Source organism: Bacteroidota bacterium (assembly GCA_030017895.1).
Taxonomy (GTDB): domain Bacteria; phylum Bacteroidota; class Ignavibacteria; order UBA10030; family BY39; genus JASEGV01.
Genome location: JASEGV010000012.1, coordinates 1 through 16,549, shown reverse-complemented (window position 1 = coordinate 16,549; position 16,549 = coordinate 1). Strand labels below are relative to the sequence as shown.

Below are 16,549 nucleotides of genomic sequence, written 5' to 3'. Positions count from 1 at the left end.
TTCGGATTTATGATTTCGGATTTATGATTTATGATTTGAAATTTTAGATTTTATAATTCACATTTACAATTGACTATTGACCATTAACAATTAGAAAATGATTCGTTTTGCTAACATAGAATTTTTATACACTCTTTTTCTCATACCAATGTTCATACTTATTTTTTGGTATGCGATGAGAAAGAAGAAAAAAGCGCTAATTGATTTCGGCGACCTTAACTTAATCAGCCGATTAATGCCCGATTCTCCGAAATACAAATATGCTGTAAAATTTTTATTACTAATTTCAGCATTTGTTTTTACGATTTTAGGACTTGCAAATTTACAGGTCGGCTCGAAGTTAGAAGAGATTAAACGTGAAGGCGTGGATATCATAATTGCCGTCGATGTTTCGAACAGTATGAAAGCGGAAGATATCAAACCGAACCGCCTCCATAGCACGAAACAGGCAATATCGCGTTTAGTAGATAAACTTCAGAACGACAGGATTGGTTTAATTGTATTTGCCGGCGACGCTTATCTTCAACTGCCATTGACACCCGATTATTCTGCTGCGAAATTATTTTTGAGTTCAATAGATACCGACATTATTCCTATACAAGGCACAGCCATCGGTTCGGCTATCCGGCTCGCTATGAAATCATTCGTCGGAAGTGAGAAAAAATATAAAGTGTTGGTTGTAATTTCTGACGGTGAAAATCACGAAGACGATGCTATCAGCGAAGCCAAAAATGCAGCCGAACAAGGCGTAATTATACACACAATTGGAATGGGCTCGCCGATGGGGGCGCCAATTCCGATTTATAAAAACAATGTGCAAGTCGGTTTCCGCAAAGACAGAGAGGGAAAAATAGTTGTTACAAAATTGGATGAGCCCGGTTTACAACAAATAGCATCGGCAGGCAGCGGTAAATATATCCGCGCAACGAATCAGCAGAATGAGTTAGAACTTGTTCTGCAAGAAATTTCAGCGATGGAGAAAAAAGAGTATGCAGCAAAAATATTTACCGACTATGAAGACCGTTTTCAATATTTTTTGGCAATCGCACTTTTATTGTTAGCGATTGAATTTTTTATTTCAGACCGCAAAAATAAATGGCTTTCGAAATGGAATTTATTCGGAGATAAAAACAAATGAGATTAATCATAATCATATTAATCGCCGCAAGTTCAGCTTACTCGCAATCGGAAAGGGCTATCATTAACGAAGGTAACCGACAATATAAAGAGAATAAATTTATTGATGCCGAAGTGAATTATCGTAAATCATTAGAGAAAAACAAAGATTCTCAATACGGCACTTTTAATTTAGGCGATGCATTGTATAAACAAGAAAAATATGACGAAGCGGCTGAGAAGTTTAAAATTGCAGCTACAAAAGAAACCGACAAAGAAACCCGTGCGAAAGCATTCCATAATCTTGGGAACTCATTGCTCAAAACACAGAAATTTCCAGAAAGTATAGAAGCATATAAAAATGCTCTCAAGCTAAATCCTAACGATGTTGATACTAAATACAATTTAGAATACGCAAAGATGATGCTTCAGCAACAACAAAACAAAAAAGACCAGAAGCAAGACAAACAGGAACAGCAGAAACAAGACAAAAAAGAAGAACAAAAACAAAATCAACAAAATCAGGAACAACAGAAACAAGAAGAGCAAAAACAGGAAGAACAAAAACAGCAACAAGCCAAACAACAAGGACAGAAAATTTCAAAAGAAGACGCCGAACGCCTTCTTGAAGCATTGAAGAACGAAGAAAAGGATGTTCAGAAAAAGATAAAAAAGAAAGCTCCTGCAAGAATCACAATTGAGAAGGATTGGTGAAATGGATTTTAGATTGCAGATTGGAGATTTTAGATTGGGGTTTTTATGGGTGTTGATTTTAATAACCATTTCATTTTCGTTCGCTGTAGCTCAAGACGGGTCTTTTGCGGCTTCTGTCGATAGAAACCGCGTCGTGATGGGCGAACGGATCGAAATTACTTTTTCTTTAAACGGAAGCGGAAAAAATTTTCAACCACCCGATTTCAAAGATTTTTTAGTCTTATCAGGTCCAAATCAATCTACAAGTATGCAGATCATTAATGGTGCGATATCGCAATCTATCTCTTATTCCTACATTCTACAACCTCGCTCTGAAGGTAAATTCACAATTGGAACAGCTTCAATAGAATTTGGTGGCAAGAAACTCCAATCGAATAGCATCACTATTGAAATCGCGAAGGGTGTACAACAACCGAAGCAGCAGCCGTCGCAATCGCAAGAAGATGCAAGCATTTCAAAGCAAATTGGCGACAATCTTTTCATTCGTGTAAGTGTGGATAAATCAAGCATTTATCAAGGCGAACAAATTACAGCAACTTACAAACTTTACACACGTGTAAACATAACTAACTATGGTGTCAGCAAAGTCCCGTCCTTCACTGGTTTTTGGAATCAAGAGATTGATTTGCCAAAAAATCCACAATTCGGGAATGAAGTTTTAAACGGAATTCAATACAGAGTTGCGACTCTAAAAAGAACAGCCCTCTTTGCTCAGCAAAACGGGACACTTGAGATTGACCCAATGGAAGCTGACTTCGTGGTGCAGGTTCAAACCAAAAGACGCGGCGGCGATGTCTTCGACCAATTCTTCAACGACCCATTTTTCGGAAATGTGCGAAACGTGGAATACAAAGCTAAGAGTAACAACATAAAAATTCATGTCCGTCCACTTCCGCCCAATTCACCACCAAGATTTAGCGGTGCCGTTGGAAAATTTTCTTCCGAATTTTGGTTAGATAAAAATGAGACCAAGTCAAACGAACCAGTAACCCTGAAAGTAAAAATTTCAGGACGAGGTAATTTAAAGCTAATTCAACCTTTAAAAATAAACTTCCCGAACGATCTCGAAGTTTATGAGCCAAAAATATCAGACAACATTTCTCAAGGCACCAATATTATTTCAGGCAGCAGGACTTTTGAATATCTGTTAATACCACGCCGGCAGGGAAATCAAAAAATATCTTCTTTCTCGTTTGCTTACTTCGACCCGGATAAAAAAGAGTATGTTTCAATTACTTCACCCGATTTTAATATCAATGTTACAAAAGGGACCGAAATAGTTTCGGCACCAGTCGCAGGTTTGAGCAAAGAAGAGATAAAACTGTTAGGTCAGGATATACGTTTTATAAAGAGTGGAACAACAAGCTTCAAGAAGCAGGGCGAAAGTTTCTTCGGCTCTCTCGGCTTCTTCATACTGCTTCTCTCTCCGATGTTTTTGTTTGTCGGGTTTATCTCTTACATCCGTCACTATGAAAAGATTTCCGGAGATGTTGTCCGACTCAAAAGCCGTAAAGCGACAAAGATAGCAAAAAGGCGGCTTGTGCATGCTGAAAAGTTTCTCTCACAAAAGAAACGCGAAGAATTTTACAGCGCAATTTCACAAGCATTGTGGGGATACGTCGGCGATAAACTCGGCATCCCCTTATCCGATTTATCTCAAGACTCAATCAAAACCACTCTTACATCACGTAAAGTAAATGATGCTTCAATCGAGAAACTGATCAACACAATCAATCATTGCGAGTTTGCTCGTTTTGCCCCCTCATCGGGTTCTCACGAAATGGAAATGATTTACAAAAATACTATAGAACTTATTACAAGTATCGAGGAGGAATTGCGGTGAAATACATTTATCCTCTTATCCTGATTTTGTTTTTGTCTGCCTTCTCCCAAGCCGATGAAGCCCTCGTGCAATTTGAACAAGCTAATTATTTATACCGAAACGGCGATTTTAAAAACGCCGCCATCCTCTACGAAAAGATTGTTCACAACGGTTACCATAACTCAGAATTATATTACAATCTCGGCAACACATATTTTAAGTTAGACGAAACCGGAAAAGCTATTCTTTATTACGAGCGCGCAAAAAAAATATACCCAAACGATGAGGACATAAATTTTAACCTCAAGATAGCTAACCTAAAAGTCGTGGATAAAATCGAAGCCATACCACAATTATTCTTTATCGAGTGGTGGTATTCGGCAAGTAAAGCTTTTTCATCGGACACGTGGGCTATTTTTACCCTCACAACTATTTGGTTGGGTATTATTTTACTATTGCTGTTTAGAATTTCAAAGTCGCCGTTTACCCGCCGAGCTTTTTTCTTTGGCGGTATCTTTATCGTTGCCATTGCGGGGTTCTCGTTAATTTTTTCTATACAGCAAAACAAGAGTGAAAAAAGCGAAAGTATGGCAATTGTATTTTCTCCGAGTGTAACAGTTAAAAGCTCGCCCGATGAAGCCGGCACCGACCTATTCCTCCTGCACGAAGGGGTGAAAGTGGAGATGGTCGATAAAGTTGGAAATTGGTTTAAAATAAAGCTCGTAGACGGGAAAATTGGGTGGCTTCCTGAAAAAGATGTTGAAGTGATTTAATTTGCAGAACTATCCACGATTTTATTCTATCTACTAAAATGCGTATATTACATAGAGATTTTTACACGGATTGACAGATTAATATCGGACATGGATTACGCTATCAAATTATTTATACTGTTTTGTTTGTGGTCTGTAGTTTTACTCTTAGCAGTTAGTGTATTCCCAGCTGCATGGGAAAATACTATGTATAGAATCGGAACGATTACACTTTTTATTTTAATCATTCTCATTACCCTACAACATTATCGGGATTTAATTATTCCTTCTGATAAATCCAAAGAAGAATAAAAATTTAGCCGATGTATTTTTTATCTTCAAAAGTTTTCTAAACAAACATTAACATCAATGAAAAATGAAAGTCCTGAAAACCTGAAATCGCTTTTTGAAGTCCTGAAGTTAGCTACACCATTCGATATTGCAGCACACTCCATCTTTTTGGGTTATCGGGGTAGTATTGCGCATGGAACATATATTCCAAATGAAAATCCATATTCAATTGATGATCGAGATATTATCGGAATCGCAATACCTCCACCCGGATACTTTTTTAGTTTAAGGTCGTTTGAACAGTATGAAAGTATGCAAGATAAGTGGGATATTGTGGTGTACGATTTTATAAAATTTATTCGATTGCTTACAAAGGCTAATCCAAATACCTTACAAGTACTCTGGACTTCCAGTGAGTTTGTGTTGAAAGGTACTTGGCATTATGACTTACTTCACAAAAACCGATATCTATTTGCAAATAAAACAATTTATAAATCATTTTGCGGCTACTCATCAGATCAGCTACATAAAATGGAACACACTTCATACAACGGTTATATGGGCCAAAAACGAAAACAACTCGTCGATAAATTTGGATTTGATTGTAAAAATGCCCAACATTTGATTAGGTTACTTCGCCAAGGAATAGAATTCCTAAGGACGGGCGAGTTGCTAGTAGAACGACCAGATAAAGATGAATTAATAGAAATAAAAACTGGTAAATGGTCAATCCAAAAAATTAAGAGTGAAGCACAAAAGCTGTTCAAAGAAATGGAGCAAGCACACAAAGAATCAAGTTTACCAGAAAAACCCGATGTAGCTGCGATTGACAAACTTGTATATAGCATACTTACGCAACACTATTCAAAATTGATATGATATCATGAAATATCAACCATTAATAATGATAGCACTACTAACGGTTTTCGGAGTCCGCCTCACGATCTACGCCGGCATAAGGGACGGCATTGACGCGATGATTGAAGTAGGTTTTAGCGCCGTATTATTGGTACTGTTTGGTTTTTTGTGCATTCTCCTCTACTACATACTTGTAGGTGAATTTAATACCATTTTTAGAAAGTTTTTAGGAAAATAGTTTTTTAACATCCCGCTAAAGTTATATCTTTATCCTTTCGCTTTTTTTAAAACTGGGATCTTCGTAGGGTTTATCATATTCTAATTCGACCAGATCACCTAATTCGTTTTTAACTTTGCTTGCCAATTCTATTCCGCGTGCATTATACTTGTGCCAGTTTTCAGCATCCCATGTAGTACAATGTGCTTCAAAACTGTTTTGCCATTCATCCAACTCTTCCTTCAGTTGTATTGAAAAAGTAAAATAATGGAGCCCGTATGTACCACCTACACAAGATCCTTCATCGTCCCAAAATACCGCATCCGCATAATCGCTGTACATCAATATTTTATAAACATCCTGAACCTCCACATCTTCAAACATCAATATATCGTTTGTAAAAACTCTGCGTTTCAATTTTGTAGCAATTCTAAAACTTACCTCTTCCCCTTCGTCCTCATCATCGCAATATGAATCGAGATATTCATCAATTTCTTTCAACAATGTTTTGTCAGTAATTTTATTCCGATAATCGAAAGGTTTGCTGACAATTCGGTTTTTCTTGTCATCGATTTCCCAAATAATATTTTTCCCTATTCTCTCAAATCTGAATATTGCCATTTTTATACCTTTTAATTTCCTGTAAAAAATATTTCACGAATAAATTACCGTTTAAAAATATCTCTGTATATATCGTCGCCGATTTTAATCCCTAAAATAATAAGCGCAGCGAACAATGCAAATCCAAGAAGTCCCAGCGTCATCGCGCTTATGAACAGATTAAAATCACCCGAGCTTATCATTGCAATTATTATAATAAAAACGTACGCCCCTATCAATACAAGAAATTTTTTTAGATAGATATTCATTCTTTGCAATTAAACTTTATACTTTGCTTTTGGCTCTTCAACACAAAAACCGATCCGCCTTTTTGGTTTTTCCGGCGGTTGAAGTAGTTGCCGTATTGCTTCGAAGATAGCCTGTATTTCTGTGTCATGTTTTTCAATCTTGTGTTCAAGCTCTGAAAGCTTCTGAGCAAGTTCTTTGTTAGTTGAGATTATCTCACGAATCTTCACAAACACACGCATAATACCGATGTTTACTTGGACAGCATTTTTGCTTCTTAAAACGCTGGAGAGCATTGCAACTCCTTGTTCGGTAAATACATACGGGTTATACCTACGTCCCCCTTTGCCTGCCTTTGAGGTTTCAATTTGAAACCTCAAAAGCACCTGTCGATATTCCTCATCAGTTAGTTGGAACATAAAATCTTCAGGAAATCTTTCTCTGTTTCGTTTTACTGCAAGGTTGAGCGACTTCGTTGGTACACCATAAAGATCCGCCAGCTGACTGTCGAGCATTACTTTTTGACCACGAATGAGATAAATCCGATGTTCTATAGTTTCCGATGGTATAATTTTAACGTTCATAAAATATCCCTCCCAATCATTTTAATGTATTAACATCAATAATATTTCTCGCTTCCTCTGTAATGTTGTAAAGCTTGTAAACTAGTTGATCTATTTCCCTATCCGTCGCTTTGACCTGGTGCTCGAATAATTCCTTCTCGCTCTCCGCTTTGGATTGTTGTTTCTTTTTATGTAGGTCTAACATCCTCTCGACAAGCTGCACCATCTTATCGTGCATTGCTTTTTCTTCCGGATTGTTAAAATCGATTGTGCGGATGGGAAGTTCAACAAGATATTGATAGATAAACCTGAGATACCCACCGCGATAAACCGAAGATATTTTACTATAAAAGAAAGTCATGAGCTTGGAATTAAGTATCCCAAGTAAGTACTTATCAGAGCTTGATATTATGTAGCATGTGTTGACACAATATGTATCTTGATCATCGAGAATAAAGTTGCCTCTTGTTGAAATATCCGGTAGCATTATTTTAGGTTTCTCAAATTCAGTATAATAATCGCATGACCGAAGTTCCCACCAATATTCACCTTGGTCGTATCGGGCTTTTGCATCCGCTTCGGATACTTTTAGATGTTTCGCAATGGCAGGATAAGTATTTTCAAACCAACTCCATTTGTCTCTTATTCCCTTTGAATTCTCATTTGTCCAACCGGATGGAATCAAGATAAGATATTTCGTTATCTCAGGCATTGCATATCTTTTAATATCCCGACCAGCCAAGAAAGGTTTTATCAATTCTTTGGATTTAGAATCTTCACGTATGATTTCGTCCCTTGTTTCTTTATCAATTACAAATGCTTCGTTTAATCCAGTCAAAACTCCACGATAAATTTTGCCTTCAACATAATCACCGAGCAGTTTACAGTTGTCCTTTAGTTTATCTAAAAACAGAAGAGTACTTTCATCCGAAAGCGACCATCCCGAATCTTGTAAATTTTCTTGAGTAACTCGGTAGCCATTCTCACTTACATATTTTTCAAGATTTAGAGAATCGAGAGATTTTACCTGAACGACAGTCAATGATTTTTGAGGAATAGATTTCTTAAGGCGTATTATACATGGATACGTAGTCGCACTTTGAAATACTGGAAGATCGCCAAAGTCGATAATCTCCTCGATAGATTTTTCCTTCATCCATTTACGAAGAGGATCGCCATAATTTGCTCTCATCCATTTGTTGGCGACGATATAACTAAAGAGTCCGCCATTTTTTAAAAGTGAAAATCCTTTTTCAATAAAATAGGTATATAGGTCAGCAATACCATGATAGACATTGTAATGTTCTTCAAAATATGATTTAAACCCGCCCAAAGTTTCTTGTCTTACATACGGCGGGTTGCCAATAATCGCGTCAAACCCTTGTCCTGAGCTTGTCGAAGGACGCATTATCTCTGGAAACGCCGTCTCCCAATCAAACGGACGTATCCTCAATTCGTCTTCAAGAGAAAGATTGTTGCCCAAACCTTTAATATCCATACCCACAAGCGAGTTACCGCACTTGATGTTGTTAGAGAGTGTTGGCAGTATCGTTTCTTTCAGCTCAAGCGTCAGTTGTTTATCGAACGATTCGGCATTTTCACCTTCCAAAAATTTCAAATACAAACTCATCTGAGTTACTTCAACCGCCTGCGGGTCAATATCAATACCGTAAATGTTATTTAGCAGAATTTCTTTTTTCTTCCGGGATGAAAGGTGCCATAATTCCTGCGCATCCTTATAAGCATCGGGAATTCCGTCAGTCGTTTTTATTGTGCCGGGATTTGAACCGTAATAATCGATGTGATAACGAATTAAATAATCGAACATTTCAAGCAGAAACGAGCCGCTGCCACAGGCAATGTCGGCAAACTTGAGCTTTGAGATTTGCTCGGGAGTCTTTCCCTCAATTAGCGTTCCGATAGTATTCTTCACGATGTAAGATGTAATGAACTGCGGTGTATAGAACACGCCGCCCGCTTTGCGAACTTCCGGTTTAATATCAACCTTTGCTCTGTGCGTTGGTGTAAGCGTTATTACCCTTCCAAGGAATTGTTCGTATATTGTTCCGAGAATTTCAATAGGAATTTCGTTGAAACGGTATGGAGAGTAAGGCAGGTAAAGATTTTTGATAATGTCCTTTAGCAGTTTATCATCTATCGCAAGATTTTCGGTTAGCTCATGCTCGTTGAAGATTAAACCATTGAACTTTAAACGCAGGCGTGCAAATTCTTTTAACAGCTTTTTATAAATTTCTTCTTTATCCTTATAGCTGAGTAAGATTTCGCTCTCTTCGATCTGCCTGTCCTCGCAGATGCGCAGGAATATCATCCGGTCGAGTATGCGCTGGACAGCTTCGTTTATTTCGCCGACTGATAACTTGGAATTACGCAAGGCGATATTTTTTGCAAGCTCTTCTTGCCATGTTGAAAGATCGGCAAGAAATTCCTTATCAACCGTTTTGGATGCTTCTTTCTTATCTATTGGAATATGTTTTTCCAATGCACCGCTGCCAACTGCTTCGCGAGAAAAAATATCGTAGAGAGTATCGAACTCATCTACATAACGATCATAAGTGAAGTCGAACTCTTTAATCAGTCCATCAAGCGGTCGGTCGAATTTCGGGCGGGCAAGAGTTCTGAACGGACGGAACTCTTCGAAGTCGGTGAGAATCACGACTGAAACTTTCGAGCTAAATCCATACGACTTTGCCTGAAAGATTGGCGCAGGATCGGTGAGTTTTACAGACGGTTTCTTTGCCTCGACAAAGAATTTCGTTTTTCCATCTATCAGGAAACGATAATCCGGTCGTGTAGAATCCGTGCGTGCAAGTACAGATTCAATCCGAACTTCTTTTGGATTACGGATGTCCCAGCCCAAGGCTTCGAAGAAAGGGTCGATGAAACGTAGGCGGGTTTCTGCCTCGTTCATAGTTCCTCTCCTCTCAACATGGAACGTTTGTACTAAGCTCTGGATTATTCGCTTGGATTGTTTTTGATTCATACGCTTGCAATGTAATTAATTCTCATCTAAAATGAAAATTCTAAATATTCTGAATATTTGATTTTTCAGAAGTCTCTATTTCATATTCAAAGTCCTCAACTTTATACGTATTTGTTGCTGCTCTTATCTTTCCCGCGATTCAAAGTAAGCCAAAGTCTCATTGACTTCTGCTTCCCCATTCTGTATATTTGAACTGAACTTAAGTGGGCCACTGCCTAAGGTGGAGTGCTTCCTTACAGAATCAGTGGATTCTGATAAGGCCGAAACCGAAAAGTGTAGCACTTCACCTTTCTTAAGTTTACCCGTGTCGTCTTGTATATTATTATCGGCAAAGTTAAGGTAACCGGGGGAACTGATGAATTCCTTACCGTTGGTGTGAGACCCGGCTCCATGCTTCCAGCGGGAATAAATAAGGAGTTTACCTTCTTTAACTTTGCTTATTATATTTCCAATCCTTCTGTCTGAAAATCTTACTTTGATGATTCTTTTTTATCCACCGGGATATGTTTCTCCAATGCACCGTTGCCAACTGCTTCGCGAGAAAAAATATCGTAGAGAGTATCGAACTCATCTACATAACGATCATAAGTGAAGTCGAACTCTTTAATCAGTCCATCAAGCGGTCGGTCGAATTTCGGGCGGGCAAGAGTTCTGAACGGACGGAACTCTTCGAAGTCGGTGAGAATAACGACTGAAACTTTCGAGCTAAAGCCGTACGACTTCGCCTGAAATATAGGCGCAGGGTCGGTGAGTTTTACAGATGGTTTCTTTGCCTCGACAAAGAATTTTGTTTTTCCATCGATCAGGAAACGATAATCGGGTCGTGTTGAATCAGATCGAGCAAGAGCCGATTCAATTCGCACCTCTTTTGTATTTCTGATTTCCCAGCCCAACGCTTCGAAGAAAGGGTCGATGAAACGGAGGCGGGTCTCCGCTTCGTTGATAGTTCCTCTCTTCCCGGCATGGAACGTTTGGACTAAGCTCTCGATTTTCTGCTTAGACAGTGTTTTATTCATACGGTTCAAATTTAGTTAATTCTCATCCAAAATAAAAATTCAAAATCCGTTTGCTTTTTCATCTACTTTTCTGCATTTTACAGCCGAATCGAATGTAGAGAATTATTAAGTTTATGAAGAAAATTTCTGCCAAGAGCATCCAATCCCAATTAATTATTTATTTCACGATAGCTATTATTATTCCGGCGGAAATTACAAGTATAGTGGGGGTAAAATTAATTTACGACCAGATTATTACACGCGCTGAAACGAAAGTAGTTTCCGATTTAAGCTCCGCTCGTGAAATCTACCTAAACAAAATATCGCATATCGAAAGCATCGTTCGACTTACAGCATCCAGAAGTTTAGTAATAAAAGCAGTCAGCGAAAACGATAGAGTTTTTTTGCAGAAGGATCTGCTAAGAACTCTCAAACGTGAACAACTCGACATCTTAACGATTGTTGATAAGGAAGGAAAAGTTATTTCACGCGGTAGAAACCCGAATTCATCTGGTGATATCCTGTTGAATGATAATTTCGTTAAACAGGTAATAAAAGTAAAACAGATAGTAAGTGGAACTGATGTGATATCTGGAGACCAATTATTTAAAGAATCGCGAGACCTTGCAAACCAAGCTCACATGGAAATAACTCCAACTACTATGGCTAAACCCAGAACATCACTTGCAGAAAAATCAGGTATGATGTTGAAAGCAGCCGTCCCGATTTTCGATGAATCGAATGTTTTTCAAGGCGTATTAATTGGCGGAATTTTGTTGAATAGAAATTTCGAGATCGTAGAAAAAATTAAAACAATAATGCAGGAGCGGGAGTTATATAAAGGTAAAGAGGTTAGCACTGCTACAATATTTCAAAACGACCTGCGAATTTCAACCAACGTAAAAAACGAGGACGGTACAGTGGCAATCGCGACACTCGTTTCTGAAGAAGTAAACGATGCAGTGCTGAGAGATGGGAAACGATGGATTGGTGATGCGTTTGTGGTTAATACCTGGTACATCGGTGCTTATGAGCCTATCAGGGATATTCAAAATAAAATTATCGGAATTCTTTATGTAGGAATTCTTAAAGAACCGTTCAACGATTTATTACGCAATACGTTGATCACATTTCTTGGAATCACATTGGTCGGAATATTTTTAATAGTTTTAGTATCAATCCATCAAGCAAAAAAAATATCGAAACCACTGAAGCAATTAGAAGAAATCGCAGTGGAAATAACAGCGGGTAATTACAACCACGACCTTAAACTTAAAGCCCCGCGCGAGATTGAACGACTTGCATCCTCATTTAATTATATGGCAAAGGAACTTAAGAATGAACAACGTGAGTTAGAAGAATGGGGAAACAAACTCGAAATAAAAGTTGAAGAACGGACGAATGAGATCAAAAAAATCCATTCCCAATTGTTCCGTTCCGAAAAACTTGCATCGTTGGGAAAACTCGCGGCAGGTGTCGCTCACGAAATCAACAATCCGTTAACTGGTATTCTAACTAACAGCAGCTTATTGTTGGAAGATTTACCAGAAGGCGACCCGAACCGTGACAACGTTGAAGTTATCGTAAAAGAAACAATCCGCTGCCGCGAAATTGTAAAGCGGTTGCTCGATTTTGCCAAACAAATTGCACCACAAAAAAAACTAACCAATATCAATACTTTAATCGAAAATATAATTCTTCTTGTTAGAAATCAAACTTCATTTCGAAACATTAAAATTGAAAAAAATCTCCCCACTGATATTCCGGAGATAATGATAGACCCCAACCAAGTTCAGCAAGTTTTCATTAACATTATTCTAAACGCATCAGAAGCAATGACACGTGGCGGTGATTTAACAATTGAATCAAAATTAGATACTAATAGCAATTCGATTGTAATCTCCATTAAGGATACAGGACCCGGGATACCTGAACACATACGGGAAAATATATTCGACCCGTTCTTTACTACAAAAGAGCACGGCACAGGATTAGGGCTTTCTATCAGTTACGGAATCATTGAGCAGCATGGCGGAACGATTAATGTCGAAAGTATAACAGGAAACGGAACTACGTTCACTATTTATCTACCAATAAAATTATTAGAAATTGAAACAAATGACAGCTAAAATATTAGTCGTTGACGATGAATTAGTAATTTGTAAAAGTTGTGAAAAAATATTTCTGCGGGCAGGACACAAGGTAAAATACAGCACATCGGGCAAGCAGGCGCTCGCACTTTTACAATCCGAATCTTTCGATGTGGTCTTCACCGATTTGAAGATGTTGGATATAAGCGGATTTGAGGTTTTATCCACAATCAAACAGCGGTATCCTGAAACTGTCGTAATCATTATAACGGGTTATGCTACTATTGCAGCAGCAGTCGAGACGATGCGTTCGGGTGCATTCGATTTTCTCCCTAAACCATTCACACCCGGCGAACTTTTAGCAGTTCTAAACCGAGCATTAGAGAAACTCAAACTGATGCAGCGTATGAGAGACGATACCGAGTCTTCAGAAACATCCGACTCCGAAGGTTTTATCGGTAAAAGCCCTAAAATGATTGAGGTGTTTAATTTAATCCGGAAAGTTGCCCCCACCGATTGCACTGTTTTAATAATCGGTGAGAGCGGAACCGGCAAAGATTTAACAGCACGAGCAATACATAATTGCAGCAACCGAAAAGACAAAAAATTTTTTGCAATAGATATATCTACACTATCGAGTACCTTATTGGAGAGCGAATTGTTCGGACACATGAAAGGTTCATTCACAGGAGCGACATCCGATAAACAAGGTTTGTTTGACGCTGCTGATAACGGAACAATTTTCTTAGATGAAATCGGCAACTTATCGCTTGAAGTACAGTCACGATTATTACGCGTTTTGCAAACTAAAGAAATTCTTCCTGTTGGAAGCACAAAAATTAAAAATGTTGATGTCCGTTTGATTTTTGCTACTAACCAGAATTTGAAAAACTTGGTTAGCGAAGGGAAATTCCGCGAAGACCTTTATTACCGGCTGAATGTTTTCCCGATTAAACTGCCTCCTCTCCGTGAAAGGAAAGATGATATTCCTGAATTGATAAAACAATTTCTAAAAATTTCTTGTAACAAATTAGCAAAACCAATTCTAAAAATCGGATCTGAAACTTTTGAAGTTATGCTAAATTATCATTGGCCCGGAAATGTTCGCGAACTCGAGCACACAATTGAGCGATTGACAATATTAATTGACGGAGATGAGATTTTGCCTGTTCATATTTCAGCCGCTCTCTTTAAAACCGAAACACAAGTCAACTCCCTCATTCCAAAAGATACTGAGGAACTCAAAAAGCTCAAGAAGCAAATCCGTGAAGCATCAATTCAGGATATAGAAAAAATGTTTGTGGAAGAAGCTCTTATCCGCAACGATTGGAATGTATCGAAAGCTGCGCGTGATGTTGAGATGCAGCGTTCCAACTTTCAGGCCCTAATGCGGAAATACGGTATTAACAAGTAATTTATATGCAGGTGTATATTTTTTTTATCTACATAATTTTCGCATACTCACCTCTTTTCAGCATATTCTTTTTTTTTGTTAGCTCTAAATATTTTTAATCTCTCACACTACTATATTTTTTTTCACCCATAACTCATTATAATATAATTAGTTATAGCTAATCATTTCCCACTACAACATCAATGGCATAGTCGTTGCAATTATTGGTGTATTATAAAAATGATAATTAAACAAAAACCAAAAGAAAAGGAAAAGGAAAAATAATATGATAACTGAAAAAATATTAGTGGTTGACGACGAAGAAATTGTTTGTCAGAGCATCAAAAAAATTCTTTCCCGCAAAGGATATGAAATCGATAACGCATTGAATGTTGAAGATGCAGTCAAAAAAATTAATCAAACCTCATTTGATTTAGTAATTACTGATTTGATGATGCCTAAAACTAACGGAATGGAATTGATGCAGATTATTCGCGATCATTATCCTGAACTCGAAGTAATAATGATCACCGGCTACGCATCCATCGAATCAGCAGTTAAGGCAACAAAGCTTGGCGCTTCGAGCTACTTACCAAAACCATTCACTCCCGATGAATTGGCTGAAGCCACAAAAAAAGCTTTAATCCAAAGACAAATAAAGATTGAACAACGAAAAGTTGAACCCAAGGTTGATGATCAAACTTACGACATAATCGATGTGGATATGCCATTCAATATAAACGAAGTAGCCAAAGCAACCTCGATAGAATATGTTGAAGCTCTCACTCATACTGATATACCGCTTGCAAAAAAAACAGCACTCAAAGCATACTGTAATTTGGGAAAACGTGAATGTCGTCGAGTAATTACTGAAGGCCGTGAATGTGTTAGTGAATGTCCACTCGAAAAGAAAGAACGGACAAAAGCCGTTAAAATAAAAAGATATACATCTGAAATTATCGATGTTGACCTGCCATTCAGCATTTCGGATGTTGAACAAGCAACAAGTTCGGATTACATTAATTGCCTCAGCAGATCCGATATACCATTAGCAGCATTATGGGGCAGAGATGCAACGGCAAAGCATTCAGTATTAGTAGTTGACGATGAACCTATAGTTTGCCACAGTGTCCGCAGAATTTTATCTAAACAGAGCTGTGTTGTTGAAGAAGCATTCGACGTCGATGCCGCACTCCAAAAAATGAAACTAAATAGATACGATTTGATACTGTTAGATTTAAAGATGCCAAAACGGAGCGGTATAGAAGTTTTGCAGTCAATTAAAAGCAATTGGCCCGAAATCCCGGTAATTTTGATTTCAGGATATGCCTCAATTGAAAATGCTATAGAAGCAATAAAATTAGGTGCTTCAGATATCATCCCTAAACCATTCACACCTGCCGAATTAACTAAAAAAACGCAAGAAGTATTAGTTGCATAATCCATACTAGTATTAGGGCTGATTTGTACGAGGAATATTTTTATCCCAGATTTGTCATTAGGAATAATCATTTGAAACAACAAAAGGCCAGCTAAAAAGATTTGTATTTGCCCAGAGTCCCTCAAACCAACTTCTTCGTTTCATAGCTAATGATAGTTTTAATATTCTTTCGTTACCATTTTTTACAATGTATGATCCAATAGCAAATACTCGGTAGCGTAGTGTTTTTAATTGTGCATGAGTTTTTGTTTGCATTATCACTTGCCTGAACAAACTCATTAGATTATATCCCATCATAACAAAATTTAATGCTGCCTCTGTTGCAAAAAATTCTTGTACATTAAAACTGCCAGCTCCAAAATCTTCCTTCAATTCTTTTATTCGATTCTCTGCATCTGCTCTGTTTCTGTATAAATCCCATACTACTTTTGCAGGTAATGTAAGGTTTGT

General features: G+C 37.8%; 15 protein-coding genes. 9 read left to right on the top strand and 6 right to left on the bottom strand.

Annotated elements, in window-relative coordinates; genetic code table 11:
* The first annotated feature begins 97 nt into the window (after window positions 1-97).
* The 6 genes from QME58_03700 to QME58_03675 all read left to right on the top strand — a co-directional run bounded on the left by QME58_03700 (window position 98) and on the right by QME58_03675 (window position 5,791).
* The gene (locus tag QME58_03700) at window positions 98-1,138 is read left to right on the top strand and encodes a VWA domain-containing protein (GenBank protein ID MDI6802936.1); all 1,041 of its coding nucleotides are present in this window, start codon (window positions 98-100) and stop codon (window positions 1,136-1,138) included.
* Window positions 1,135-1,830: a tetratricopeptide repeat protein gene (locus QME58_03695; GenBank protein ID MDI6802935.1), complete on the top strand. Its 696-nt coding sequence runs from the start codon at window positions 1,135-1,137 to the stop codon at window positions 1,828-1,830. The genes QME58_03700 and QME58_03695 overlap by 4 nt, the downstream gene beginning before the upstream one ends.
* 1 nt (window position 1,831) lies before the next feature.
* Window positions 1,832-3,673, top strand: a complete 1,842-nt coding sequence (locus QME58_03690) for a BatD family protein (protein ID MDI6802934.1) — start codon at window positions 1,832-1,834, stop codon at window positions 3,671-3,673.
* Window positions 3,670-4,425 (top strand): tetratricopeptide repeat protein, encoded by a 756-nt coding sequence (locus QME58_03685; protein MDI6802933.1) that lies wholly within the window; start codon window positions 3,670-3,672, stop codon window positions 4,423-4,425. The genes QME58_03690 and QME58_03685 overlap by 4 nt, the downstream gene beginning before the upstream one ends.
* A gap of 348 nt (window positions 4,426-4,773) precedes the next feature.
* Window positions 4,774-5,574: a nucleotidyltransferase domain-containing protein gene (locus QME58_03680; GenBank protein MDI6802932.1), complete on the top strand. Its 801-nt coding sequence runs from the start codon at window positions 4,774-4,776 to the stop codon at window positions 5,572-5,574.
* 4 nt (window positions 5,575-5,578) lie between these two features.
* Entirely contained in the window at window positions 5,579-5,791 is a 213-nt protein-coding gene (locus tag QME58_03675; protein MDI6802931.1) for a hypothetical protein, read from the top strand.
* Between the two features lie 21 nt (window positions 5,792-5,812).
* Here the strand turns inward: QME58_03675 and QME58_03670 are convergent, their stop codons facing one another.
* The 5 genes from QME58_03670 to QME58_03650 form a co-directional block, all read right to left on the bottom strand.
* Entirely contained in the window at window positions 5,813-6,391 is a 579-nt protein-coding gene (locus QME58_03670; GenBank protein MDI6802930.1) for a hypothetical protein, read from the bottom strand.
* Between the two features lie 44 nt (window positions 6,392-6,435).
* Window positions 6,436-6,639, bottom strand: coding sequence for a hypothetical protein (locus QME58_03665; protein MDI6802929.1), 204 nt, complete (start codon window positions 6,637-6,639; stop codon window positions 6,436-6,438).
* 9 nt (window positions 6,640-6,648) lie between these two features.
* Window positions 6,649-7,200, bottom strand: coding sequence for an ORF6N domain-containing protein (locus tag QME58_03660; GenBank protein ID MDI6802928.1), 552 nt, complete (start codon window positions 7,198-7,200; stop codon window positions 6,649-6,651).
* A gap of 16 nt (window positions 7,201-7,216) precedes the next feature.
* On the bottom strand, window positions 7,217-10,108 hold the full coding sequence (locus tag QME58_03655) for a TaqI-like C-terminal specificity domain-containing protein (GenBank protein MDI6802927.1): 2,892 nt from the start codon (window positions 10,106-10,108) through the stop codon (window positions 7,217-7,219).
* A gap of 542 nt (window positions 10,109-10,650) precedes the next feature.
* Window positions 10,651-11,196 carry a hypothetical protein gene (locus QME58_03650; GenBank protein ID MDI6802926.1) on the bottom strand — a complete coding sequence of 182 codons (546 nt, stop codon included), beginning with the start codon at window positions 11,194-11,196 and terminating at the stop codon, window positions 10,651-10,653.
* A gap of 113 nt (window positions 11,197-11,309) precedes the next feature.
* Between QME58_03650 and QME58_03645 the strand changes: the two genes are divergently transcribed.
* From QME58_03645 to QME58_03635, 3 genes are all read left to right on the top strand, one after another.
* A complete protein-coding gene (locus tag QME58_03645) occupies window positions 11,310-13,304 on the top strand; it encodes a cache domain-containing protein (GenBank protein ID MDI6802925.1) in 1,995 nt (664 codons plus the stop codon).
* On the top strand, window positions 13,294-14,679 hold the full coding sequence (locus QME58_03640) for a sigma-54 dependent transcriptional regulator (protein MDI6802924.1): 1,386 nt from the start codon (window positions 13,294-13,296) through the stop codon (window positions 14,677-14,679). Before QME58_03645 ends, QME58_03640 begins: the two co-directional genes overlap by 11 nt.
* A gap of 265 nt (window positions 14,680-14,944) precedes the next feature.
* Entirely contained in the window at window positions 14,945-16,099 is a 1,155-nt protein-coding gene (locus QME58_03635; GenBank protein ID MDI6802923.1) for a response regulator, read from the top strand.
* A 57-nt stretch (window positions 16,100-16,156) separates the two neighbouring features.
* Here QME58_03635 and QME58_03630 read toward each other — a convergent pair.
* Window positions 16,157-16,549 (bottom strand): transposase (locus tag QME58_03630; protein ID MDI6802922.1); only part of this gene is annotated, 393 nt, incomplete at its 5' end.